Raw genomic sequence first — 21,793 nt, 5'->3', positions numbered from 1 at the left:
TGCGCGCGAGTTTAACGCAAACATCGGAGCCGCCACGCAACATGTCCAGAACTCCGACATTCTCGAGAAACTAATCCTGTGGCCAGGAAACTCACAGCATGATACTGTCTGGCGAGCGGCCCGGCGCGCGTGTCCCGACATTGGACACGCCAACGCACTCTGGGGGGAGATAAAACTGTGTGCCGTGTCGCTGCGCCGACGCGCGTCATGGCCCGTCCGCGCGCCATCGTGTCCGCGAGATCTCATCCCGCGGATGTTCGTCGAGAGGATAAACGTTCGTGACCCACACAACAACTCGCTCGCAACGCGAGCTACCCCGTGCGGGAGGGCGGCGCGGACAACGGTCGCTTGCTGTGACAGCGGCCTTCGCGCTGGGGCTTGGCTTGATCGGTGGCGCTGCCGTTCCGATGGCGGCTTCAGCAGCTGTCGGTGAGATTACGGGCACCGTTTTCCACGATCGCAACGCGAATGGTTCATTCGACGTTGGTGATGAGGCAGGCATTGAGGGCGTTACCGTCTCGGCGTTCGGCGTGGACAACTTCCCGGCGGGTTCCACAACCACGAACGCCAACGGCGAATACACCCTGTCCTTTGACACCGAAGACGCCCTCACCGAGGTACGGATCGAGTTCGGGACCCCCGAAGGCTACGCGCCTACGCGCGCCGGTATCGCTGGCGCAACGGCCGGATCAACCGTGCAGTTCGCGGCAGCAGGCGATACCGCCGATGTCGGGTTCGTTATTCCCGGGCAGCCGGTAACGGACAACCCACCCCTGGTGTGGACGGAGCAGCGCGCACAGGTGACCGGTCCGGAAGGCGGCGACTGGATTGATCCCGCCGAGCAGCCGAGCATTCGGTCGATGTCGTACGACCAGCGCGGTAACTACCTCGACGATGAGGTCACGGAAGCGACGATGGCCCAGACGGGCTCCATTTGGGGTCTCGCGAACCTCGGTGACGAGTTTGTCGCCACGTCTGCGCTTTTTAAGCGCCACGTTGCCACGGGTCCGGGAGGACTCGGAGCGATTTACCTGACAGAGATCGGTGGAGTCCCCGACGCGGCGCCGTTCGTGACCATTCCGAACGCGGGAACAGACCCGCGTCCGTTGGTTGACGATGCCGATATTCAGGATTACGACTGGTTCCATGACGGCGCTGGCTTTGATGGTGCCGGTGTTCTTGGTCTCGGCGGTTTGTCGTCCTCCGATGCTTTCGATGCCCTCTACGTGGTCAACCTCAACGACAAGCAGCTCTATCGCGTCGGTGTTGACATGTCAGGCGGTACACCCACGGCGGGGGTAGTCGAGGCGATTGCGGACCTCGGTATGCTTCCCGGCGCAACGTGTGACGCGGACCTCGTTCGCCCATATGGCGTCGAGGTCACGGGCGACAGCGTGTGGGTCACCACAACGTGCACGGGCCCCACAACCGACGATCTGGCCGGGTTCGTCTATGAATTCACGCTTGACGGTGGCCTTGTTGGCGGGGCACCGGTTCTTGAGTTCAGCCTGGATTACGAACGCGGCGTAGGCTTCGGTCCCGCGCCAGTCCCCTCAGCTAACTGGAACCCGTGGACCAATGACCACGATGAGATCTGGTTCGAGACGGACGATGACTGGAAGTTCGGTGTTGCGTATCCGCAGCCGTTGCTTTCCGACATCGGCATGGATCGCAATGGTGACCTCACGATTGGCATCAAGGACCGCTTCGGTGACCAGTCGGGCTACCTGACCGGACACCCTTCAGGCAGTGACGACTTGTACAACGACTTGTACAACGGGACCGCATCAGGTGACCTGCTTCGCGCCTGCATCGTGGACGGAGCGTTCGTTCTGGAGAACGCTGGCGAGTGCGGCGGCGTGACAGGCTGGAACCCCGCGAGCGGTGAGGGTCCCGGCGGTGGTGAATACTACGATGACGAATTCACGCCCCCCGGCCTTGGCCGCCACGCACAGGTCGGACTCGGAGCTGTTCTGCAGGTGCCAGGGTTCACAGACTTCGTTGCAACAGCCTTTGACCCGGGCGACCGTGTTTGGACGAACGGCTTCCGGTTCTTCGAGAACGCCACCGGTGAATACGGCGGTAGTGAAGGAACGGGCTGGACGGCAGTTGCTGCGTCCGAGTTCGACGGATCGAACACAGAGAACGGATCGATGGGTAAGGGCTCTGGCCTCGGAGATTTGTCGGCGCTCGTTGCTGAACAGATCGAGATCGGCAACCGGGTCTGGATCGACGAGAACCGCGACGGTATCCAGGATCCCGATGAGGTTTCCGTCGAAGGCGTCGAGGTCACGCTCACCTGCGGTAACACCGTGGCAACCACGACGACCAACGCTGATGGCGAGTACTTCTTCAACGACGAGAACGTCGATGGCGGCCTCGTGGCAAACATCGAGTGCACGGTGACGTTTGACACCACGGGAACGATTGCCGAGGGTCTCGAACTCACGGTCGCCGAAGCAGGCGACAACGTGGCCATCGATTCCGATGCGGTTGATGTTGACGGCGTTGCCACCATTACACTGATCACGCCCACGAGCGGCGCAGACCACACGTTTGACGTAGGTTTCCTGCCGCACCTGTGCTCGATCGGTGACTATGTGTGGTTCGACCTCAACAGCAACGGTCTGCAGGACGGCGGTGAACCCGGTGTTGCCGACGTCATCGTGACTCTGCTGGATCAGGACGGCGAGCCTGTTGAGGGCGTTGAGCCGTTTGTGACGGGTGAGGACGGCTTCTACGAGTTCACGGGTCTCACCTGTGGCACGTACCGCGTGTCGTTCGAAGACCCTGAGGGTCGCAACTTCACGACGCAGTACGCCGACGACAACGTCGACAGCGAGATCGACTCGAACGTGAACCCGGAGACGGGTGTGACGGATGAGGTTGTTCTGGGCGGCGATGAGCCGATCGACAACCCCACGATCGATGCCGGCCTCGTGCCGTTCTGCTCGGTTGGTGACTATGTCTGGTTCGATCTGAACAGCAATGGTGTTCAGGACGAGGGTGAGCCCGGTGTTGCCGACGTCATCGTGACTCTGCTGGATGCGAATGGTGAGCCTGTTGAGGGTGTTGAGCCGTTTGTGACTGGTGAGGACGGCTTCTACGAGTTCACGGGTCTCACCTGTGGCACGTACCGCGTGTTGTTCGAAGACCCTGAGGGTCGCAACTTCACGACGCAGTATGCCGACGACAACGTCGACAGCGAGATCGACTCGAACGTGAACCCGGAGACGGGTGTGACGGATGAGGTTGTTCTGGGCGGCGATGAGCCGATCGACAACCCCACGATCGATGCCGGCCTCGTGCCGTTCTGCTCGGTTGGTGACTATGTCTGGCTCGATCTGAACCGTGATGGTGTTCAGGATGCGGGTGAGCCTGGTGTTGCCGGCGTCATCGTGACTCTGCTGGATCAGGACGGCGAGCCTGTTGAGGGTGTTGAGCCGGTTGTGACTGGTGAGGACGGCTTCTACGAGTTCACGGGTCTGGAGTGCGGCGCGTATGTTGTGTCGTTCGAGGATCCTGAGGGTCGTGAGTTCACGGAGCAGTACGCCGACGACAACGTCGACAGCGAGATCGACTCGAACGTGAACCCGGAGACGGGTGTGACGGATGAGGTTGTTCTGGGCGGCGATGAGCCGGCTGATAACCCCACTGTTGACGCGGGTCTGCTGCCTGTTGTTGAGGTGTGCTCGGTTGGTGACTATGTCTGGCTCGATCTGAACCGTGATGGTGTTCAGGATGCGGGTGAGCCTGGTGTTGCTGGTGTTGTCGTGACTTTGCTGGATGCGAATGGTGAGCCTGTTGAGGGTGTTGAGCCGTTTGTGACTGGTGAGGATGGCTTCTACGAGTTCACGGGTCTGGAGTGCGGCGCGTATGTTGTGTCGTTCGAGGATCCTGAGGGTCGTGAGTTCACGGAGCAGTATGCCGACGACAACGTCGACAGCGAGATCGACTCGAACGTGAACCCGGAGACGGGTGTGACGGATGAGGTTGTTCTGGGCGGCGATGAGCCGGCTGATAACCCCACTGTTGACGCGGGTCTGCTGCCTGTTGTTGAGGTGTGCTCGGTTGGCGACTTCGTGTGGCTGGATGAGAACGGCAACGGTGTTCAGGATCAGGGTGAGCCGGGTGTTGCTGGTGTCATCGTGACGTTGCTGGATTCGGAGGGCAACGCGGTTGATTCGGTGGTGACCGATGATGCGGGGTTCTACGAGTTCTCGGGTCTGGAGTGCGGCGCGTATGTTGTGTCGTTCGAGGATCCTGAGGGTCGTGAGTTCACGGAGCAGTACGCCGACGACAACGTCGACAGCGAGATCGACTCGAACGTGAACCCGGAGACGGGTGTGACGGATGAGGTTGTTCTGGGCGGCGATGAGCCGGCTGATAACCCCACTGTTGACGCGGGTCTGCTGCCTGTTGTTGAGCTGTGCTCGGTTGGCGACTTCGTGTGGCTGGATGAGAACGGCAACGGTGTTCAGGATCAGGGTGAGCCGGGTGTTGCTGGTGTCATCGTGACGTTGCTGGATTCGGAGGGCAACGCGGTTGATTCGGTGGTGACCGATGATGCGGGGTTCTACGAGTTCTCGGGTCTGGAGTGCGGCGCGTATGTTGTGTCGTTCGAGGATCCTGAGGGTCGTGAGTTCACGGAGCAGTACGCCGACGACAACGTCGACAGCGAGATCGACTCGAACGTGAACCCGGAGACGGGTGTGACGGATGAGGTTGTTCTGGGCGGCGATGAGCCGGCTGATAACCCCACTGTTGACGCGGGTCTGCTGCCTGTTGTTGAGGTGTGCTCGGTTGGTGACTATGTCTGGCTCGATCTGAACCGTGATGGTGTTCAGGATGCGGGTGAGCCTGGTGTTGCCGGCGTCATCGTGACTCTGCTGGATCAGGACGGCGAGCCTGTTGAGGGTGTTGAGCCGGTTGTGACTGGTGAGGATGGCTTCTACGAGTTCTCGGGTCTGGAGTGCGGCGCGTATGTTGTGTCGTTCGAGGATCCTGAGGGTCGTGAGTTCACGACGCAGTATGCCGACGACAACGTCGACAGCGAGATCGACTCGAACGTGAACCCGGAGACGGGTGTGACGGATGAGGTTGTTCTGGGCGGCGATGAGCCGGCTGATAACCCCACTGTTGACGCGGGTCTGCTGCCTGTTGTTGAGGTGTGCTCGGTTGGCGACTTCGTGTGGCTGGATGAGAACGGCAACGGTGTTCAGGATCAGGGTGAGCCGGGTGTTGCTGGTGTCATCGTGACGTTGCTGGATTCGGAGGGCAACGCGGTTGATTCGGTGGTGACCGATGATGCGGGGTTCTACGAGTTCTCGGGTCTGGAGTGCGGCGCGTATGTTGTGTCGTTCGAGGATCCTGAGGGTCGTGAGTTCACGACGCAGTATGCCGACGACAACGTCGACAGCGAGATCGACTCGAACGTGAACCCGGAGACGGGTGTGACGGATGAGGTTGTTCTGGGCGGCGATGAGCCGGCTGATAACCCCACTGTTGACGCGGGTCTGCTGCCTGTTGTTGAGGTGTGCTCGGTTGGTGACTATGTCTGGCTCGATCTGAACCGTGATGGTGTTCAGGATGCGGGTGAGCCTGGTGTTGCTGGTGTTGTCGTGACTTTGCTGGATGCGAATGGTGAGCCTGTTGAGGGTGTTGAGCCGTTTGTGACTGGTGAGGATGGCTTCTACGAGTTCTCGGGTCTGGAGTGCGGCGCGTATGTTGTGTCGTTCGAGGATCCTGAGGGTCGTGAGTTCACGACGCAGTATGCCGACGACAACGTCGACAGCGAGATCGACTCGAACGTGAACCCGGAGACGGGTGTGACGGATGAGGTTGTTCTGGGCGGCGATGAGCCGGCTGATAACCCCACTGTTGACGCGGGTCTGCTGCCTGTTGTTGAGGTGTGCTCGGTTGGCGACTTCGTGTGGCTGGATGAGAACGGCAACGGTGTTCAGGATCAGGGTGAGCCGGGTGTTGCTGGTGTCATCGTGACGTTGCTGGATTCGGAGGGCAACGCGGTTGATTCGGTGGTGACCGATGATGCGGGGTTCTACGAGTTCTCGGGTCTGGAGTGCGGCGCGTATGTTGTGTCGTTCGAGGATCCTGAGGGTCGTGAGTTCACGACGCAGTATGCCGACGACAACGTCGACAGCGAGATCGACTCGAACGTGAACCCGGAGACGGGTGTGACGGATGAGGTTGTTCTGGGCGGCGATGAGCCGGCTGATAACCCCACTGTTGACGCGGGTCTGCTGCCTGTTGTTGAGCTGTGCTCGGTTGGCGACTTCGTGTGGCTGGATGAGAACGGCAACGGTGTTCAGGATCAGGGTGAGCCGGGTGTTGCTGGTGTCATCGTGACGTTGCTGGATTCGGAGGGCAACGCGGTTGATTCGGTGGTGACCGATGATGCGGGGTTCTACGAGTTCTCGGGTCTGGAGTGCGGCGCGTATGTTGTGTCGTTCGAGGATCCTGAGGGTCGTGAGTTCACGGAGCAGTACGCCGACGACAACGTCGACAGCGAGATCGACTCGAACGTGAACCCGGAGACGGGTGTGACGGATGAGGTTGTTCTGGGCGGCGATGAGCCGGCTGATAACCCCACTGTTGACGCGGGTCTGCTGCCTGTTGTTGAGGTGTGCTCGGTTGGTGACTATGTCTGGCTCGATCTGAACCGTGATGGTGTTCAGGATGCGGGTGAGCCTGGTGTTGCTGGTGTTGTCGTGACTTTGCTGGATGCGAATGGTGAGCCTGTTGAGGGTGTTGAGCCGTTTGTGACTGGTGAGGATGGCTTCTACGAGTTCACGGGTCTGGAGTGCGGCGCGTATGTTGTGTCGTTCGAGGATCCTGAGGGTCGTGAGTTCACGGAGCAGTATGCCGACGACAACGTCGACAGCGAGATCGACTCGAACGTGAACCCGGAGACGGGTGTGACGGATGAGGTTGTTCTGGGCGGCGATGAGCCGGCTGATAACCCCACTGTTGACGCGGGTCTGCTGCCTGTTGTTGAGGTGTGCTCGGTTGGTGACTATGTCTGGCTCGATCTGAACCGTGATGGTGTTCAGGATGCGGGTGAGCCTGGTGTTGCTGGTGTTGTCGTGACTTTGCTGGATGCGAATGGTGAGCCTGTTGAGGGTGTTGAGCCGTTTGTGACTGGTGAGGATGGCTTCTACGAGTTCTCGGGTCTGGAGTGCGGCGCGTATGTTGTGTCGTTCGAAGATCCTGAGGGTCGTGAGTTCACGGAGCAGTATGCCGACGACAACGTCGACAGCGAGATCGACTCGAACGTGAACCCGGAGACGGGTGTGACGGATGAGGTTGTTCTGGGCGGCGATGAGCCGGCTGATAACCCCACTGTTGACGCGGGTCTGCTGCCTGTGCTTCCGGCAGAGCTCTGCACAGTCGGTGACTTCGTCTGGCTGGACGAGAACGGCAACGCCATCCAGGACAACGGTGAACCCGGTGTTGCGGATGTGCTCGTCGAACTTCTCGACATGGACGGAAACGTCGTCGCCTCCACGGTGACGGATGCTTCCGGTCACTATCTCTTCGAGGACGTCGAGTGCACGCAGTACCAGGTGCGCTTCACGAGCCCCGAGGGATACGAGTTCACCGAGCCGGAGTATGGCAATGACGATACGGTCGACTCGAACGCCGTTCCTACCACGCAGAACCCGCGGGTTGGCGTGACGGCAGTGTTCGAAGTGACGCCGGAGAACCCTGTCGACCTGACGATCGATGCGGGCCTTCTCGTGGTCGAGGACGATGACCTCGCCCCAACCGGATATGACGGAAACGGCATCCTGATGGGTGGCGCACTCGGTGCGTTGCTCCTGATGGCGGGTGCGGCATTCCTGGTTGTGCGGAACCGGGCGCAGCGCGCTTAAGCGGTAAGCGGTAGCAAGGGGCGGTGACGGTTGTCACCGCCCCTTGTCGTGCGTGGAGTGATAAACGTATGGGCGAGTTTTATGGCGAATCGCCCGCGGCTCGTCAGAACGACTGCGGCGCCGCTTTTTCTCGCTCTGCGCGGTACACGGAGGAATCGGTGAGGAAGGGGATCGCGCTCGCCCGGCGTTCGTCGATCTCCTCGTCGGGGAACCCGTTTTCGATCGCACGGTGACGATCGCGCACGCCCTCGGCGAACTCGGGGTGGGTGAGCAGAAACATGTCACCGCGCTGCACGCCGCGCACAACGCGTTCACCCGCCTCCTCTGCCGATTCACCCCGAGCGCACCATCATTGAGGGAGGCCGACAAGACACCTCATAAGGATGCCGCTGGTGGGATGGCGAAGGGCGCACCTCCTCGTCGACGCGACGTAACAGTGCAGTTCGGTACACGTCTGAGCGAAGAAATCGCCAACCTCATCGACGAAATTCACTTCCGGGAGGGCCTCACCAAACGGCAGATCGTCGAAGACGCAGTTCGTCAAACATGGGGGAGCGGACGATAGAAAACACCACTCCGATCGGCATCTTCGCCAGTGGCTCCCACCTTTGAGTGGGAGCCACTGGCGTTACACCGAGACTCCGGTGCTGGGCCTGTCCTGACGCGGAGGAACGTGGTTCACGTGGTTGACTGCTTCACAGGAGGTGGTCGTTATGGCCGGATGTGATGTGGTGGCGCTATGGCCGGATCTCTTCGTCGATCTCGACGAAGACCGCCAGGACTTGTTTCGGCAGACCTTCGCCTCCCAGTACCTTTCCGGCTGGGAACCCAACCGCGCTGACGTTGTAGATCTCCTCGAGCTCAAAAGCGGTGCGATCACCCGCGACGAGTACACGCAGCGCATTCGCTCGCGCGCTTAGCGACCGATGGCGACCGGCTGGGAAGCATGGGAGTCGTATTTCTACCCCGAGACGATTGATCCCGAGACGATTGATCCCGAGACTCATCAGGGGACGCTCCGAAACAAGTTCGGCGAACGCGACCCTGACCGATTAGAGGCGAGAGTCCGAGCGGCAACGGCCGATCGCCTCATGGATCTCGCTGACGGCACTGCGAACAATGAGCGTACGTACGGCCTCGATCATTTGCGGGCAATCCACCGCTACCTCTTCCAAGACGTCTACGACTGGGCCAGTAGAGCTGCGCACGGCTCGAATGCAGGCTGATCGAGAGACCGAATTCGCGAAACCGCGCAACGGTGAGATCGAACAGCGTGTCGCGAGGTCCAAGAATTCACACGGGACACCCCTTGGAAGGATCTCGACCGGAGGCGCTTCATCACGAGCGCGGCAACCGTTTTCGCCTACCTCAACCAGGCGCACCCCTTCCGCGACGGGAACGGCCGGACAATACGGGCATTCGTGACCCAGATCGCTGAGCAAACACCGTTCAAGGTCGATTTCTCCCGCGTGAGCGCGGAGGAGCTGTACGCCGCATCCGCGAAAAGTACGCCTCGCGGAGAACGAACCTGGATTGATTGACCCACGCCCCCTCGTCAGCGTGACCGACGCAGCAACGGTGACCCGCTCGGATCATGCCGCCGGTGACCGTGACACCTCTGGAATCCGGCGTCGGCCAGCTGATCCGAACACCGGACCCGTCACACCCGGCTCATCGCGGACGGGTCTTGCTGGCCCGAACCTGTAGCGCCATTTACCGGTAACTATCGAAGCACCGGGCCCGCAGACGGGCCATCAGGAGTCTGTCCCGTGACGGGGCCCGTATCGGGGTTTGCAGCACGACGTCCGTGTTGTGAGGGCGGCGTCAACCGTGCGGCCCCGGCCAGAACATGCTCGAGCGCGGCAGCCTGTTCCTCGGTGCCTTGTTCGTGCGTCGCTCGAATCAAGGCGCGAGCAGGACCGTTCGCAAGAGCAATCATCGTGCGCAGCATCCCTGGATCTTCAGGCTGCTGACCGGACGCCATAATGGTCGACGCGCGAACATACTCGTGCACCCATGCGCGCCCGTCCTCCCGCGTCAACGTAGCAACGTCTCGCCCGTCCTCCACGGCCGAACGTGCTTCTGCTCCCAACCGTTCGGCAGCCTCCGGTGTCACACGCCGGTCCAACAACACCTGACCGGAACGCTTCTGCACAACGGCACGATCGACATTTCCGCTGGCGATCACGGCCTCTAGAGTGCCCGGCATGGCCTCATACGCAGCGTCGTGAAACGTCGAGGGAGCCCAGCGCCCCCGCTCCTTCGCGTCCGTCAAACATCGCGTTACCGTCGCGAGTCTCGACACCTCAGCCGGCACGGCAAGGCCGCGCACCTCCACGTCGTACCCTGCCGCACGAAACTCGCGCACGGTCGCGACGACCACTGACGGCTGCCGCATCGTCGTCTCGAGCAACACACTCTGACGCTGCTCGCGCAAATGCGCAGCTGACATCCCGACCCACGCCCCGGAAGCCTGCTGAGTGACTGCCGGCATCGCCAGCGGATTCGAGCGCATCAGCGCCCGAAAATCCGGATGATATGGACGCAGATCATCCCCAATCACGGGCACCACATCCGGATGCTCGCGCCGCACCGCTTCGATCGATCGAGATTTGCCGGCACCAGGTTGCGCCCCAATGATCACGAAGAGCGGACGCTCACGCGTCGGCGACGATGCGGCATCCAGACTCGGCCGCACCTGGGCTTCAAACAGCGCCCGAAGCTCAGCCTGGTCCAGGTTGCTACGCCTCGCCACTAGATCGACCGCAGCTCACTGGTGCGGCCGCGGAACTCCGCGGTCAATGACTCGACCGCCGCCCGGTCATAGCTATCAACCGCATCCACCTCGCGAGACACCGCTCGCTCAGCTTTAAGAAAGCGCGACCGCTCCGGCTCCGCCGACTCGTTCGCCAAGCCGATGTACTCACCGCGCAGGACGTTCGCTGCCTCCCGAAGGAGGTCATAGATCATCGGGTCGTAGTCGTACAAACGCTGACCCTTGCTGGAAGGAAGACTCTCTGTCATTGTGTCCTCTCAATTCTTTTCTGGTGGCGATCTGCCGCGCGATAGACGCTCGCACGTGACGTGCCGAACATCTGGGCGATCTCCATGGCGCTGAACTCGCCGTCGGCGAGGTGGCGGGCGATCGCCGCGTCCTGCTTCGGCGTGAGGCTCGGGCGACGGCCCTTGAGTTTCGCGCGGACTGACGGACGCGCCATCGCCTCCTGAGTGCGGAGGCTGATCCACCCGCCTTCCGCTTCGGCGATCGCGGCGAGGAACGTCAGGAAGAGCTTCGAGAACGGATCCGCAGGGTCGTAGACCGTCTTCCCGAACTGGAATGCGACACCGCGATCTGCAAGTTCGCGCACGATGCGCAGCGTCTCCTCAACGTTGCGCGCGAGTCGATCGAGCTTCGGGACCGTGAGCTTGTCGCCCTCGCCAAGGACCCCGAGTACCGTCCGCAGACCATCGCGATCAGCCGTCTTCCCCGAGAATCCGTGATCGAAGAAGATTCGCCCCTCGGGGATCCCCTCACCGAGGAGGAATGTGCGCTGCACCTCGAGATCTTGCCCGACGGTCGAGACCCGGGAGTAGCCGAAATCCATCAGTGATCTCGACGAGGCCGCAGCGTCTGGGAGATCTCGGTCTCATCCTCAGCCCGGCGAACTGTCGGCACCCACGTCTCCTGCTGGTTGTCTTCATCGCAGACCATTCCGGTCTCCTCTTCGATCACGTGGGTGCGTCTCATATAGGCGGGCATTAATGAGTTTTCCTATGGTCACCCTATATGAGACGAGGGTGTCGCGCTATGGCGCAGGATGTGACTCTCGGCTTTGAATGACGGTTTGACCGCGCCGCTAAATGTCGCTTTCGACGGGCATCGCACGGGGACTGGAGTGCTCTTCTTCGCTCGAAATCGGCACCGGCAGCGCCTTGAAGTCGCGAAGTACATGACTTGCGGTGAGGCGCATCCAGAGACCGTACGTGCTGGTGACAATCGCCGCACCAAGGCCGGAGACACCCCATACGGTCTGCCACGACACCGTTCCCTGAGTGGAGAGATAGAGCCCGACAGCGGCGACGATGAGCATTGCAGTTCCGAGGTAGAAGTCGATGGTTCGGCGGAAGATCCACGGCATAGGAAAGAAGTGCAGCGCGACGACCAGCACCACGACCGGGAGTATCCAGGTCCACAGTCCGAGAAGAGCTAGCGTCACGCCCGAGGTGAGTATGAGACCGCCTTGGATGCTGCTGACGATTGCCATGCACGTATGCCGGGTCGGTGTAGTGAGCGTTGATCGTTGTTCGTTGGGCTGCGTCGTAAGACGCTTCATCGAGCAACGTCTGTAGCTCGGCACGTTCGTGCGCCCAGCTTTCTTTCGCCGGGTCGAACACGTCAGGCACTGCGCCCCAGGAACCGTATCGGGCGAGGGTGCGTTGCTCGTCGGCGGTGGCCAGGCGCTGCTCACGATCGAGTTGCTGGGCAACACGGATCGCGGCGACGTTTGCTGCGAAGCGTGCTTTCGCACCTGATGGTGCGAGGTCATCCTGCGTGGCCGGCAGGAACCGGGCTACACCGGGAGAGGCCGCCCGAGCTTCTCCCACAACTTCCGATGCGCCTTCGTGATCTCTGCGCGTGACTGAGCCGACTCCAGTTCCAGCTCCGGGAACTTCGCGTCCCAGATCCGCTGCGTCATTTCCTCCGACAGTCCGAGCTCCTCGGACATCTGTTGCGGGCTCAGCAGCTCTGCTTCCTCGCGCGCCTCCGGAGTGTCCGCGGACTCCAGTGACCTCGCCCAAATGTGAAGGGGACCGCTGATATCGCTCTGGCCCGCCATCCACTCCTCGAACGTCTCGTCGTCCGTCGTCTCGGCCGGGATCCACACCAGGTCGGACAGGACGATCTCCTCCGCCTGCTTCCGCGCGGCGTTCAGCCGGCCCACCTTCTCGAGGTACCCCTCGGTCTCCCGATCGGTCCCCTCGAGCTTCGCCGCGAGCGACGTGATCTGCTCCATCGCCTGTTCCCCGAGCATCTCGAAAAACGTCGTTGGATTGTCGATTTCCGCGTATCGCTGCGGGGCGTGAGTCTGCCAATGACTCATCGCCAGCTGTCCGTATTGGTTCATCATTTCCTCCCTCGAATTCGTCAAGAAGTGAGAAGCCGAGCAAGCCGTCTACGAGCGCCGACTCGGTGGGGGTGGCTGAAGCCTCCCGCACCGCCCGTACTTCCGTATCTGCTTCCGATGGTGACATTCCCCACAGGTCCAGCTCCGGTTGCTGAAACGACTTTGAGCTGTTGGGCCGCCCCCTTCATTCGGTCCGGACGCTCTGTGAGTCGTCGGTTTCCATTTGATGAGTGCACTGCCGAGCGTACTCGGCTGGGGGTAGGTAGCCGAGCGAGGAGTGCCGGCGGTGATGGTTGTACTCGTCCTTCCAGTCGCCGATCACGACCTGCGCGTGCAGCAGCGAGTAGAAGCTGTTGATGCCCAGACACTCGTCGCGGATCCGGCTGTTGAACGACTCGACGTATCCGTTGCGCCACGGCGATCCTGGTGGGATGTAGGACAGGCCGGTGCGGGTGCCTGCTCAGTCGGCCATCGCTTCGCTGATGAACTCCGGCCCGTTGTCCGACCTGAGCGCCGCCCGGGGCGCCCCAGCCCTCGGCGCGACGTCTGCCCGGGCCTAGAAGTTTCCCTCAGCCAACTCCTTCAGCGCGCTGTTCGACATGATCTGACCAGTCTCCCTGCCCGCGACTCCGGGCGACAGGACGACTCTCAGAACCACCGGACCTACGAAACGGGGTCAGCCCACAGGCGTCGCGATGGCGGCTGTGCGCTTGGCATACTCCGCGGCCACCGGGTCGGCCTGTGTCACCTTCACATCGTCGGCGCTGTCCCAGCGGGCGATGTTGATGACGCGGCTCTTGTCGGCGCTGGCGAGCATCGTGACCGAGATGAACCCGGGCCGCCAGTGCGTCATCATCGCTTACGAGAGCGGACTTCTTATTCCGGATAGTGCCGAGGTGTAAGGCGCTGGGATACTTGTTTAGAATCCTTGCGAGGCCAGCCAACCGCGTAGTTCCGTTTCGCGTTGGGTGCGCTGTTCTGGCGTCCATTTGCCGATGCTCGCGGTGTCGAGAATCTGCCCGTCGCGAAGATAGATAACCCGGTCGGCGCGCGCCGCGCAATTCGCATCGTGGGTGACCATGACGATTGTCGTACCTGAGCTATGCATCGTGGTCAGCGCGTTCAGCACTTCTTCCGTCATGCTGCTGTTGAGTGCTCCGGTGGGCTCGTCTGCGAACACGATCCGGGGTCTTGTCGCGAGCGCGCGGCAGAGTGCTGCGCGCTGAAGTTGCCCGCCCGAGACACGGGTGATGCTGTGATGTGCGATGTGAGTGAGGCCGAATTGCTCGATGAGGGCGTCGACGTGCGCTTCGGCCTCGGCAGTGTCTCGACCGGCTGCTTTCGCTGCAGGGAGCAGGATGTTGTCTCTGGTGCTGAGGTTCTTCAGAAAGTGCGGTTGTTGGAACACGAACCCCATGGTGGTGAGTCTGAGGCGGCTGAGCTCGGTGTCGGTAAGGGTAGTGAGGTCGTGCCCGTCGAGGGTGACGGTGCCGCTGGTGGGCTGATCCATACCGCTCAGGGCGTAGAGCAGCGTGGACTTGCCTGATCCGGAAGCGCCCATGATGGCAAGAAATTCCCCTGCGCACACGCTGAGGTCGATACCGTGGAGCACCTGCGTTGGCGGGTCGGTGGTCGAGAAGGTTTTCGTGAGTGCTCGCGCCTCAAGCACGTAGGTATCTGGCCGGTGGGGGCTCTCCGGTGTTGTGCTCGTCATGGTGAGTCCTTTCGTCATCGAAGCCACTCGCTTCGATTGGTGTGGCGGAGCGTTCGGGTGAGGATGATGGCTCCGACGGCTCCTGTGGCAAGGAGCAGGGCGGGGTACCCGAGGTAGGAAAGCCACGGGTTCGGGATGAAGCTGAGCTGGCGGATCCCGGTTCCGGATGCGCTCAGCAGGGCAGATATGATCTGCTCACCGAGGGTGGCGGCGAAGAGCGTTCCGAGGACCGTCCCCACTGCCACCAGAAGCAAAGCTTTTGCTCTGAACTGGGCGATGATCTCACGGGCCGAGAATCCCAGCGTCGTGAGGACACCGACTTTGGTTCGGTCTTTGGTGAGACGGAGGCGGAGGAAGAGCACGGTGATCAGCGCGGCTGTTCCGATGCCGAAAGCAAGGGTGATGAGCGCTACCGCACGCAAGGATCCGATGATGTAGGAAAGCGTCTGCGAAAGGTAGGACTGCATGGCGAGCACAGCAGCGTCCTGATACTGCTCTTGATACTCCCTTGCGATCTCCTGGGGATCAGTCCCCGATGCGAGATCCGCGTAGATCGTCCACCGATCAGCGTGTTCTCCCACGTTGCCCTGGAGCTTCGCCGTGTATCCGCCGCTCGTGACATCTTGATACACGCCGCTGACGGTGACCGTGCGCTCGCTCTCCTCCTCTTTGACGGTGAGACTATCGCCGGGGCGCAGCCCGTATTTCTCGGCATTCAGCGTCGAGAGCGCAATCTCTCCCTCGCCGGGCGCATGGCCGGTGGCGAAAGCGAGACTGGTGTCTGTGTAATCTCCCACCTCGACACGAAACACTTCCCAGCCCTCTTCGCCCTGGATTTCGTAGAGCATCCCCGCATAGGGGTAGACAGCGGTAACTCGGGAGTCCTGTTCGAGCGTGGAGCGGATGTTCGCGCTCACGGCATCTCCGTCTTCGACGAAGTTGATGTCGACGCGAAGGTCGCGATCGGGAGCACCCAGGTAGGTCACAAAGCGGGGGCTCTCGAATGTGGTGAGGAGGTTCAGCGGGATAGTCACGAGGATCGCGACGAGGAAGAACACCAGAGGGAGAATTGCCCAGTCGCGCCGTTCGGCACGCAGATCACGCAGCACTAAGCGCGCTCCGATGCCACTCGGACGTGCACGGCTAAACAGCGACCGTGAGACGCGCTTTGCCCCGCGTCTCGCCTCGCGCTCAGCCCGCTTTCCCGCGGAGGAGATACCGTGGATGAGCGCACCGACCACATCAGCACGCGCTACCTGGCGGAGCGTGCGTGCGCAGATTCCGATGACGATAAAGAACATCGCGGCGAGGGCAGCGAGAGGGACGAGAATCGTCACAGCCGTCACTGGTGCCTCCGAGAAATTCGCTCGGATGCTCGCGGTAAATCCGCTGATAGCAATCGTGCTCAACGCACCGCCGAGCAGGCAGGCCACGAGTGTGATCACGGCGTACTGAGAGAGGTAGAGACGGGCGATAGTGCGGGGCGGCAAACCGATCGCGCGCATCGCTCCTATCTCATGTATTTCGTCTTCCAAGGAACCGCGAATCACGAACCTCGCGTTGAGCAGCGCAATGACGATGAGCAGGAACGCAGCAAACGCGAAGGCGATAGCAACAAGTCCGTCGCTGAGCATGTTGATGATGCGGATCATCACTCCGGTAACGGCTTGCCCATTCTTCGGGAGCGCGGAATCCGACTCGTAAGCCCGTTGGAAACTTGCGAGGTCTGCGCCGTCCGTCAAACGATATTCGACCATGATCTCGGGGGAAGCGCCCCCGGCGGCTAAAAGGTGATCGAAGTCCTTATCTGAGATGAGAAATCGGGTCGCCGACGACATCGAGGAAGCCATCTGCGCATCACGCACCGCTCCCGCAACTCGAAACGACTCTTCCTTTTCGTCAGTCTGGACCGTGAGCGTGTCGCCGATGCTGAGCTCGAACTGTTGGGCGACGGCAACGGGAATGAAAACCTCGCCGGCAGCCGGGGTAGGGATGGAGTCATCGTCAGCGTTCAGGAGGAAATCGAAGTTGGGGTTTTGAGTGACGAACAGATTGTCGATCTGGCTCTCGGAAAGATCCCCTTGAGAACCGTCTGCCTGCTTTGTCCAACTGACCAATTGCCCGTCGTTTCCGAGCATTTCTTGGACGACCCAAGAGTCGATGTCGGAGCGTTCCGCCGCGAAGGAGTCCAGGGCTTCACGGTCGTACTCTCCTGTGTGCATTTGGAGAAAGTGCGGTGGTTTCGCGACGGAGAACATCTGTCCCACCGACCCCGCGAGGCGTTCCATGACCATCGCCCCGCTGGAGAGGAGAAAGGCGCTGAGTGCGAGCACGGTCATGAGCGCTATGGTGACGCCCGGGTTCTGGCGCAGGTCGCCCATAGCCCGGCGTAGATAGAGTCGGCGGATCACTGATCCTCCTTCGATGAAGTGACGGATAGTCGGAAGCCTTCTTGCGCGTGACGCAGCCGCTGGTTTCGAGGAATGAGTATTGGGCCGCCCCCTTCATTCGGTCCGGACGCTCTGTGAGTCGTCGGTTTCCATTTGATGGGTGCACTGTCGAGCGTACTCGGCTGGGGGTAGGTAGCCGAGCGAGGAGTGCCGGCGGTGATGGTTGTACTCGTCCTTCCAGTCGCCGATGACGACCTGCGCGTACAGCAGCGAGTAGAAGCTGTTGATGCCCAGGCACTCGTCACGGAGCCGGCTATTGAACGACTCGACGTACCCGTTGCGCCACGGCGAGCCCGGAGGGATGTAGGACAGGCCGGTGCGGGTGCCGGCCCAGTCGGCCATCGCCTCGCTGATGAACTCCGGCCCGTTGTCCGACCTCGTCGCCGCCCGGGGCGCCCCGGGCGGCGACGAGGTCCTCGAGGTGGGCGGTGAGTCGGTCGGCGGTAATCGAGCGCTCCACGAGGCCGCCGATGCACTCCCGGGTGTGTTCGTCGACGATCGAGCAGATCTTGATCGGTCGGCCGTGCTCGTCGGCGTCGAACTGAGAGTCCACCGCCCACACCACGTTCGGCGCGTCCGCCCCGACTTTTATCACCGTGAGGACGGTTCGTGATGTCGGGGTGTCTTGACCTGGGGTTTTCTCGCGATGCGGGCCCGTTTCGGGGCACTAATCTTGAGGGGTGTCTCCGTATCTGCGCACCGTGAAGACCGCCTCTGGCGCGACCGCGGTGCAGATCGTGGAGAAGAAGCAGGGCTCGCGGCGGATCGTCGAGCACCTCGGGTCCGCGCATACGCCCGAGGACGTCGCGCTGCTGAAGGCCGCGGGGAGGCAGAAACTCGCAGGCTCCCAGCCCGAGCTGGACCTCGGGCTGGAGCCAGATCCAGACCGGGGTGGACCGTTGCCGATGCGGTTGACGATGGGTCCGCTCTGGAGGTGTCTGAATCTCGCGTTCGATGCGCTTCGGTTTGGCGATGTCGATGGGGCAGATGACGTCTTCCGGCAGCTCGTGCTCGCGCGGATCATCGAGCCGACCAGCAAGCTCGATACCCCGCGGGTGCTCGAAGAGGCGGGTGTCTCATCGGTGTCGTATCCGACGATCAATCGGCGGTTGCCGGTGTTTGCAACCGACACGTTCCGAGATGATCTCGCGCGAGTTCTCGCCTCGAACGCGGAGCTCGGTCCTGCGGCGCTGGTGCTCTACGACGTGACCACGCTCTACTACGAAGCTCACGAGGGTGACGGGTTCCGTGAGCCCGGGTTCAGCAAGGAGCGGCGCCTGGAGCCGCAGATCACTGTTGGCCTGCTCACTGATGCGGCGGGATTCCCGTTGCGGGTTGAGGCGTTCGAGGGCAACAAAGCAGAGACTGCGACGATGCTGCCGACGCTTGAGGCGTTCATGACGGCGCACGGCCTGTCAAACATCACGGTCGTCGCGGACGCGGGCATGGTGTCCAAGGCGAACCAGAAGGCCATCGAGCAGGCGGGGTTGAACTTCATCCTCGGCGCGAAGACCCCGAAGGTCCCGTATGTGATCGAGCGCTGGCGGAACGAGCATCCCGGGGAGCCGATTCCCGACGGACACGTGTTCACACAGCCCTGGCCCGCCGGCCCCACGGATGGCCGACGTGATCAGGTCTACTACTACCGCTACAAGCACGACAACGCTCGCCGGACGCTCAAAGGCATCGCGGAGCAGGTCTCGAAGGCCGAGAACGCCATCGCCGGGAAGACACCGGTCAAGCGCAACAGGTTCGTCAAGCTCACCGGCGGCGACAAGACCGTCAACCGTGAGCTCGAGGACAAGGCACGCGCATTGGCGGGCATCAAGGGCTACGTGACGAATCTCGTCGATGAACCAGCAGAGTTCGTCATCGCTTCGTATCACCGGCTCCTGCAGGTCGAGAAGAGCTTCCGCATGTCGAAGGGCGACTTGAAGGCGCGGCCGATCTACGCGCGATTGCGGGACTCGATCGACGCACACCTGCAGATCGTGATCGCGTCCCTCGCGGTGTCGCGTTGGATCGAAGAGACCACGGGCTGGTCCATCCGGAAGATCGTCCGGACGCTACGCGTCTACCGCGAGGGCGTCGTGACCATCGGCGACCAGGAGGTCGCGACCGCGGTCCCTCTCGACGAGGACGCCGCGGCAGTTGTTGAGGCGATCAAAACCCGCGTCTCCGCGGGGCACTAACCTGATAAAAGTCGGGGCGTCGAACTGAGAGTCCACCGCCCACACCACGTTCGGCGCGTCCGCCGTCGGCGCGTCGACGGTCGAGGACCCGACGTGCTTGCGTCAACGCCGCATCCGCGACCGCTCGCGGCGACGGTAGCCGGTTCACCCACTCGTAGTAACCGGAGGTCGAGACGTTCAGGAACCGGCAGGCCACCGCGACGGGGATCCCGTCCGCGGCGAGCTCCTGGACCAGCCGGAACCCTATTTTGGGAGCACGTTCTCCCGCGCGAAGTACGCCGACGCACGCTTGAGGATCTCGATCTCCATCTCCAGCACGCGGTTGCGGCGACGCAACTCGAACAACTCCTTGTGCTCGTCAGTGGTGACGCCGGCCTTGCGGCCGGAGTCGACCGCGTCACGGTTCATCCAGTTCCGCAGACACGACTCGCTGATCCCAAGATCACGAGCCGTCTGGCCGACAGGGTTTCCCTGCGCAACAAGGTCAAGGGCACGACGCCGAAACTCCGGCGGGTGAGCAGCAGGCATTACACGGACTCCTTCCGAGACGATCATCGCCTCAACTCAGGTGTCCGGGAAACCGGGTCAGGCTCCACCCAAGGATCATGTCGTTGAGGTTGTGCCGCCCAGCAGATCTCGCACTCGAAGTGTTTGGGCATAGGTCGCGTACGGATAGAGCTGGACGGCGAGGATCGACCGAAGGTCTTCAGGTAGAGCGTCGATGACTTCCGTGACGATCGATTGAAGGTTGGTCGCGACGTGCAGAGCGAAATCTTCGAGGTGTCCGCTGGGAAGCTCGGCGTCTTGCTCCAAGGCGCGGAGGCTCCCGACATTGACCTCGCCGATCGTTGCCGACCCGCCCATGCTGAACGCAAGCGAGACGCCGTCGTATGCTCGGTAGTCCTTCGCTCGGACGACATCGGGCAGCTCGAAAGGGAGGACAGTGTTGAGGTCGTAGAACGGAGAGAGGAATGACGCGTCGGGCGCATGAGTAAGTGAATAGTTCTTCGAATGCCCATCGTTATGCCCGATGATCCAGGAGAACGTGAGGCATTCTGAAAAGCGACGCTTCGCTTCCCTGGCCAGTGCGGGTGCGAGGTCGCGATCGAAGACGGCGAAGATCGTCCGATAATTCGGGCCCGCGTCACGCTCGTACTTGTTGAGATGTGACGTGCCGGTCGCTTGAGCGAGATCCTCCTGGTGCAGACGAACGTAGCTGTCGTCGATAAAGAATCGATCGAACCGTTCAACGACGAGGACATGCTCGCCGTCGAAACAGCCGATCTCGGTGCTCGCCACGATTAATCCGAGTCGACGTGCCACCTGCAGGGTGATGTGCTCGGTGACATCTGACCCGTCGAGATTGTGGACGCCGGGCTTGAAGATGTGGGTCGACGGGTGTCGACCCGTGGGCTCGAACCACTGTCCATCTCGTCTGGCCAGGGCGAACTTGCCCTGTGCACCGCCCAGCGAGAACCCTTCTTCGATCGGGTGATGTTCGAGCCAGTTCGAGTCATCGGCCCGAATCTGGCGGGTTCGAGCCGCGATCGCTTCGTCCGTCACGGGCGACAGCTTGGCGTCCACGCGCGGGATAGTACCTTCGCGGTAGAACTCAAGGGCGCCTGCGACGTCGGCCCCGTACACGGAGAGCAGATCGAACGCGCTCTCGCTGGTGAGCTTGGCTTCTCTGGCCCACCGGGTTCTGACATCTGCGCGGTCGGGGAGGAGGTTCTCCAGGAAACGCTTGGTCGTCTCGCTAGGGGCGACGCCTGCAACAACCGGAAGCTGCACCGATATGGGAACTGGATTCTCGCCCTGCACATAGTCTGGCAGGTAGCGCAACCGCAGGTTGTCTCCTCGACGTGAGATCGTTGCGACTCGCTGACCGTATAGATAAACGTCGAGCGTGTCAGCCATTGCCTGCACTGCCTGACAGATCCGCCAACGAATTTTCTCCGGAAGCCGTTGGCTTCTCCCGATCCGGATCTGCTGCCTCGATCGCGGCGTTCAGACGCGCCCTCTGTGCTGATCTCGCGCTGAGGTGGGATGCGGTGTGCGTAGCGGGTGCGTGAACGCCACGGATGAGATCGTGGATGGTCTTCGGCAACCGGGAAGTGGGGCGCGGATCGTCGGAGGGGGTTTGGGCGTTAGCCGTTGCGTCGAGACGGATCCCCAGCGTCTCGAAGATCCGAAGTACGGTTTCGAAAGACGCACCGCCGTGGCCACGCTCGATTCGAGCCAATGATTGCCGGGTAACCCCGACCGAGTCTGCAAGGCTCTGCTGGGTGAGATCCTGTATCTGTCGCTGCGTCTTCACGATGCGGGCAAGGTCAGCTGGCTTCTGAATCTGCACGGCGCCTCCCGGATCAGTGGATGTTCGAAAAATATAACACGCACCTCATGTTAAAGAAAAGTGACA

The 21,793-nt window shown here is 61.7% G+C and carries 18 protein-coding genes and 2 pseudogenes; 5 read left to right on the top strand and 15 right to left on the bottom strand.

Annotated elements, in window-relative coordinates; all coding sequences use genetic code 11:
- Nucleotides 1-278 precede the first annotated feature (278 nt).
- A complete protein-coding gene (locus G6N81_RS07615) occupies nt 279-7,892 on the top strand; it encodes an SdrD B-like domain-containing protein (RefSeq protein WP_165135174.1) in 7,614 nt (2,537 codons plus the stop codon).
- Between the two features lie 103 nt (nt 7,893-7,995).
- Here the strand turns inward: G6N81_RS07615 and G6N81_RS07610 are convergent, their stop codons facing one another.
- Nucleotides 7,996-8,172: a hypothetical protein gene (locus G6N81_RS07610; protein ID WP_165135171.1), complete on the bottom strand. Its 177-nt coding sequence runs from the start codon at nt 8,170-8,172 to the stop codon at nt 7,996-7,998.
- A 117-nt stretch (nt 8,173-8,289) separates the two neighbouring features.
- On the opposite strand from G6N81_RS07610, the gene G6N81_RS07605 reads away from it, so the two are divergent.
- From G6N81_RS07605 to G6N81_RS07595, 3 genes are all read left to right on the top strand, one after another.
- Nucleotides 8,290-8,457, top strand: coding sequence for a hypothetical protein (locus tag G6N81_RS07605; protein ID WP_165135168.1), 168 nt, complete (start codon nt 8,290-8,292; stop codon nt 8,455-8,457).
- 148 nt (nt 8,458-8,605) lie between these two features.
- Complete coding sequence (locus tag G6N81_RS07600; RefSeq protein ID WP_165135165.1) at nt 8,606-8,812, top strand: antitoxin VbhA family protein; 207 nt, start codon at nt 8,606-8,608, stop codon at nt 8,810-8,812.
- A gap of 6 nt (nt 8,813-8,818) precedes the next feature.
- Nucleotides 8,819-9,118, top strand: coding sequence for a hypothetical protein (locus G6N81_RS07595; RefSeq protein WP_165135162.1), 300 nt, complete (start codon nt 8,819-8,821; stop codon nt 9,116-9,118).
- 497 nt (nt 9,119-9,615) lie between these two features.
- Here G6N81_RS07595 and G6N81_RS07585 read toward each other — a convergent pair whose 3' ends face one another.
- The 11 genes and pseudogenes from G6N81_RS07585 to G6N81_RS07535 all read right to left on the bottom strand — a co-directional run.
- The gene (locus G6N81_RS07585) at nt 9,616-10,647 is read right to left on the bottom strand and encodes a zeta toxin family protein (protein WP_165135159.1); all 1,032 of its coding nucleotides are present in this window, start codon (nt 10,645-10,647) and stop codon (nt 9,616-9,618) included.
- Nucleotides 10,647-10,916: a hypothetical protein gene (locus G6N81_RS07580; RefSeq protein ID WP_165135156.1), complete on the bottom strand. Its 270-nt coding sequence runs from the start codon at nt 10,914-10,916 to the stop codon at nt 10,647-10,649. The genes G6N81_RS07585 and G6N81_RS07580 overlap by 1 nt, the downstream gene beginning before the upstream one ends.
- Entirely contained in the window at nt 10,913-11,497 is a 585-nt protein-coding gene (locus G6N81_RS07575; RefSeq protein WP_165135153.1) for a recombinase family protein, read from the bottom strand. The genes G6N81_RS07580 and G6N81_RS07575 overlap by 4 nt, the downstream gene beginning before the upstream one ends.
- Complete coding sequence (locus G6N81_RS07570; protein WP_165135150.1) at nt 11,497-11,640, bottom strand: hypothetical protein; 144 nt, start codon at nt 11,638-11,640, stop codon at nt 11,497-11,499. Before G6N81_RS07570 ends, G6N81_RS07575 begins: the two co-directional genes overlap by 1 nt.
- Nucleotides 11,641-11,749: 109 nt before the next feature.
- Entirely contained in the window at nt 11,750-12,109 is a 360-nt protein-coding gene (locus G6N81_RS07565; RefSeq protein WP_165135147.1) for a hypothetical protein, read from the bottom strand.
- Between the two features lie 354 nt (nt 12,110-12,463).
- Entirely contained in the window at nt 12,464-13,021 is a 558-nt protein-coding gene (locus tag G6N81_RS12575) for a hypothetical protein (RefSeq protein ID WP_206527853.1), read from the bottom strand.
- A 181-nt stretch (nt 13,022-13,202) separates the two neighbouring features.
- Nucleotides 13,203-13,550 (bottom strand): annotated as a pseudogene (locus G6N81_RS07555) (integrase core domain-containing protein); the annotation flags it as partial.
- A gap of 144 nt (nt 13,551-13,694) precedes the next feature.
- Nucleotides 13,695-13,874 carry a hypothetical protein gene (locus tag G6N81_RS07550; RefSeq protein ID WP_165135144.1) on the bottom strand — a complete coding sequence of 60 codons (180 nt, stop codon included), beginning with the start codon at nt 13,872-13,874 and terminating at the stop codon, nt 13,695-13,697.
- A 63-nt stretch (nt 13,875-13,937) separates the two neighbouring features.
- Complete coding sequence (locus G6N81_RS07545; RefSeq protein WP_165135141.1) at nt 13,938-14,732, bottom strand: ABC transporter ATP-binding protein; 795 nt, start codon at nt 14,730-14,732, stop codon at nt 13,938-13,940.
- Between the two features lie 14 nt (nt 14,733-14,746).
- Nucleotides 14,747-17,143, bottom strand: coding sequence for an ABC transporter permease (locus G6N81_RS07540; protein WP_206527852.1), 2,397 nt, complete (start codon nt 17,141-17,143; stop codon nt 14,747-14,749).
- 93 nt (nt 17,144-17,236) lie between these two features.
- Nucleotides 17,237-17,762 (bottom strand): annotated as a pseudogene (locus G6N81_RS07535) (integrase core domain-containing protein); the annotation flags it as partial.
- A 100-nt stretch (nt 17,763-17,862) separates the two neighbouring features.
- On the opposite strand from G6N81_RS07535, the gene G6N81_RS07530 reads away from it, so the two are divergent.
- On the top strand, nt 17,863-19,374 hold the full coding sequence (locus G6N81_RS07530) for an IS1634 family transposase (protein WP_420901781.1): 1,512 nt from the start codon (nt 17,863-17,865) through the stop codon (nt 19,372-19,374).
- 243 nt (nt 19,375-19,617) lie between these two features.
- Here the strand turns inward: G6N81_RS07530 and G6N81_RS07525 are convergent, their stop codons facing one another.
- The 3 genes from G6N81_RS07525 to G6N81_RS12965 form a co-directional block, all read right to left on the bottom strand.
- Nucleotides 19,618-19,902: a transposase gene (locus G6N81_RS07525; RefSeq protein WP_165135138.1), complete on the bottom strand. Its 285-nt coding sequence runs from the start codon at nt 19,900-19,902 to the stop codon at nt 19,618-19,620.
- Nucleotides 19,903-19,977: 75 nt separating this feature from the next.
- Nucleotides 19,978-21,291, bottom strand: coding sequence for a HipA domain-containing protein (locus tag G6N81_RS07520; RefSeq protein WP_165135135.1), 1,314 nt, complete (start codon nt 21,289-21,291; stop codon nt 19,978-19,980).
- Complete coding sequence (locus G6N81_RS12965) at nt 21,284-21,691, bottom strand: helix-turn-helix transcriptional regulator (protein ID WP_378732065.1); 408 nt, start codon at nt 21,689-21,691, stop codon at nt 21,284-21,286. The genes G6N81_RS07520 and G6N81_RS12965 overlap by 8 nt, the downstream gene beginning before the upstream one ends.
- Nucleotides 21,692-21,793 lie beyond the last annotated feature (102 nt).

Origin of the sequence: Microbacterium amylolyticum (assembly GCF_011046975.1) — a bacterium.
Taxonomy (GTDB): domain Bacteria; phylum Actinomycetota; class Actinomycetes; order Actinomycetales; family Microbacteriaceae; genus Microbacterium; species Microbacterium amylolyticum.
The sequence above is the reverse complement of the archived record's forward strand: the minus strand, read 5'-3'. Positions and strand labels throughout refer to the sequence as shown.

Bases quoted from the DNA above. Each gene is read 5' to 3' on its own strand.
- G6N81_RS07610 (WP_165135171.1), bottom strand. From the start codon at position 8,172: ATGTTTCTGCTCACCCACCCCGAGTTCGCCGAGGGCGTGCGCGATCGT.
- G6N81_RS07605 (WP_165135168.1), top strand. From the start codon at position 8,290: ATGGCGAAGGGCGCACCTCCTCGTCGACGCGACGTAACAGTGCAGTTC.
- G6N81_RS07600 (WP_165135165.1), top strand. From the start codon at position 8,606: ATGGCCGGATGTGATGTGGTGGCGCTATGGCCGGATCTCTTCGTCGAT.
- G6N81_RS07595 (WP_165135162.1), top strand. From the start codon at position 8,819: ATGGCGACCGGCTGGGAAGCATGGGAGTCGTATTTCTACCCCGAGACG.
- G6N81_RS07580 (WP_165135156.1), bottom strand. From the start codon at position 10,916: ATGACAGAGAGTCTTCCTTCCAGCAAGGGTCAGCGTTTGTACGACTAC.
- G6N81_RS07575 (WP_165135153.1), bottom strand. From the start codon at position 11,497: ATGGATTTCGGCTACTCCCGGGTCTCGACCGTCGGGCAAGATCTCGAG.
- G6N81_RS07570 (WP_165135150.1), bottom strand. From the start codon at position 11,640: ATGAGACGCACCCACGTGATCGAAGAGGAGACCGGAATGGTCTGCGAT.
- G6N81_RS12575 (WP_206527853.1), bottom strand. From the start codon at position 13,021: ATGATGAACCAATACGGACAGCTGGCGATGAGTCATTGGCAGACTCAC.
- G6N81_RS07550 (WP_165135144.1), bottom strand. From the start codon at position 13,874: ATGATGACGCACTGGCGGCCCGGGTTCATCTCGGTCACGATGCTCGCC.
- G6N81_RS07545 (WP_165135141.1), bottom strand. From the start codon at position 14,732: ATGACGAGCACAACACCGGAGAGCCCCCACCGGCCAGATACCTACGTG.
- G6N81_RS07525 (WP_165135138.1), bottom strand. From the start codon at position 19,902: ATGCCTGCTGCTCACCCGCCGGAGTTTCGGCGTCGTGCCCTTGACCTT.
- G6N81_RS07520 (WP_165135135.1), bottom strand. From the start codon at position 21,291: ATGGCTGACACGCTCGACGTTTATCTATACGGTCAGCGAGTCGCAACG.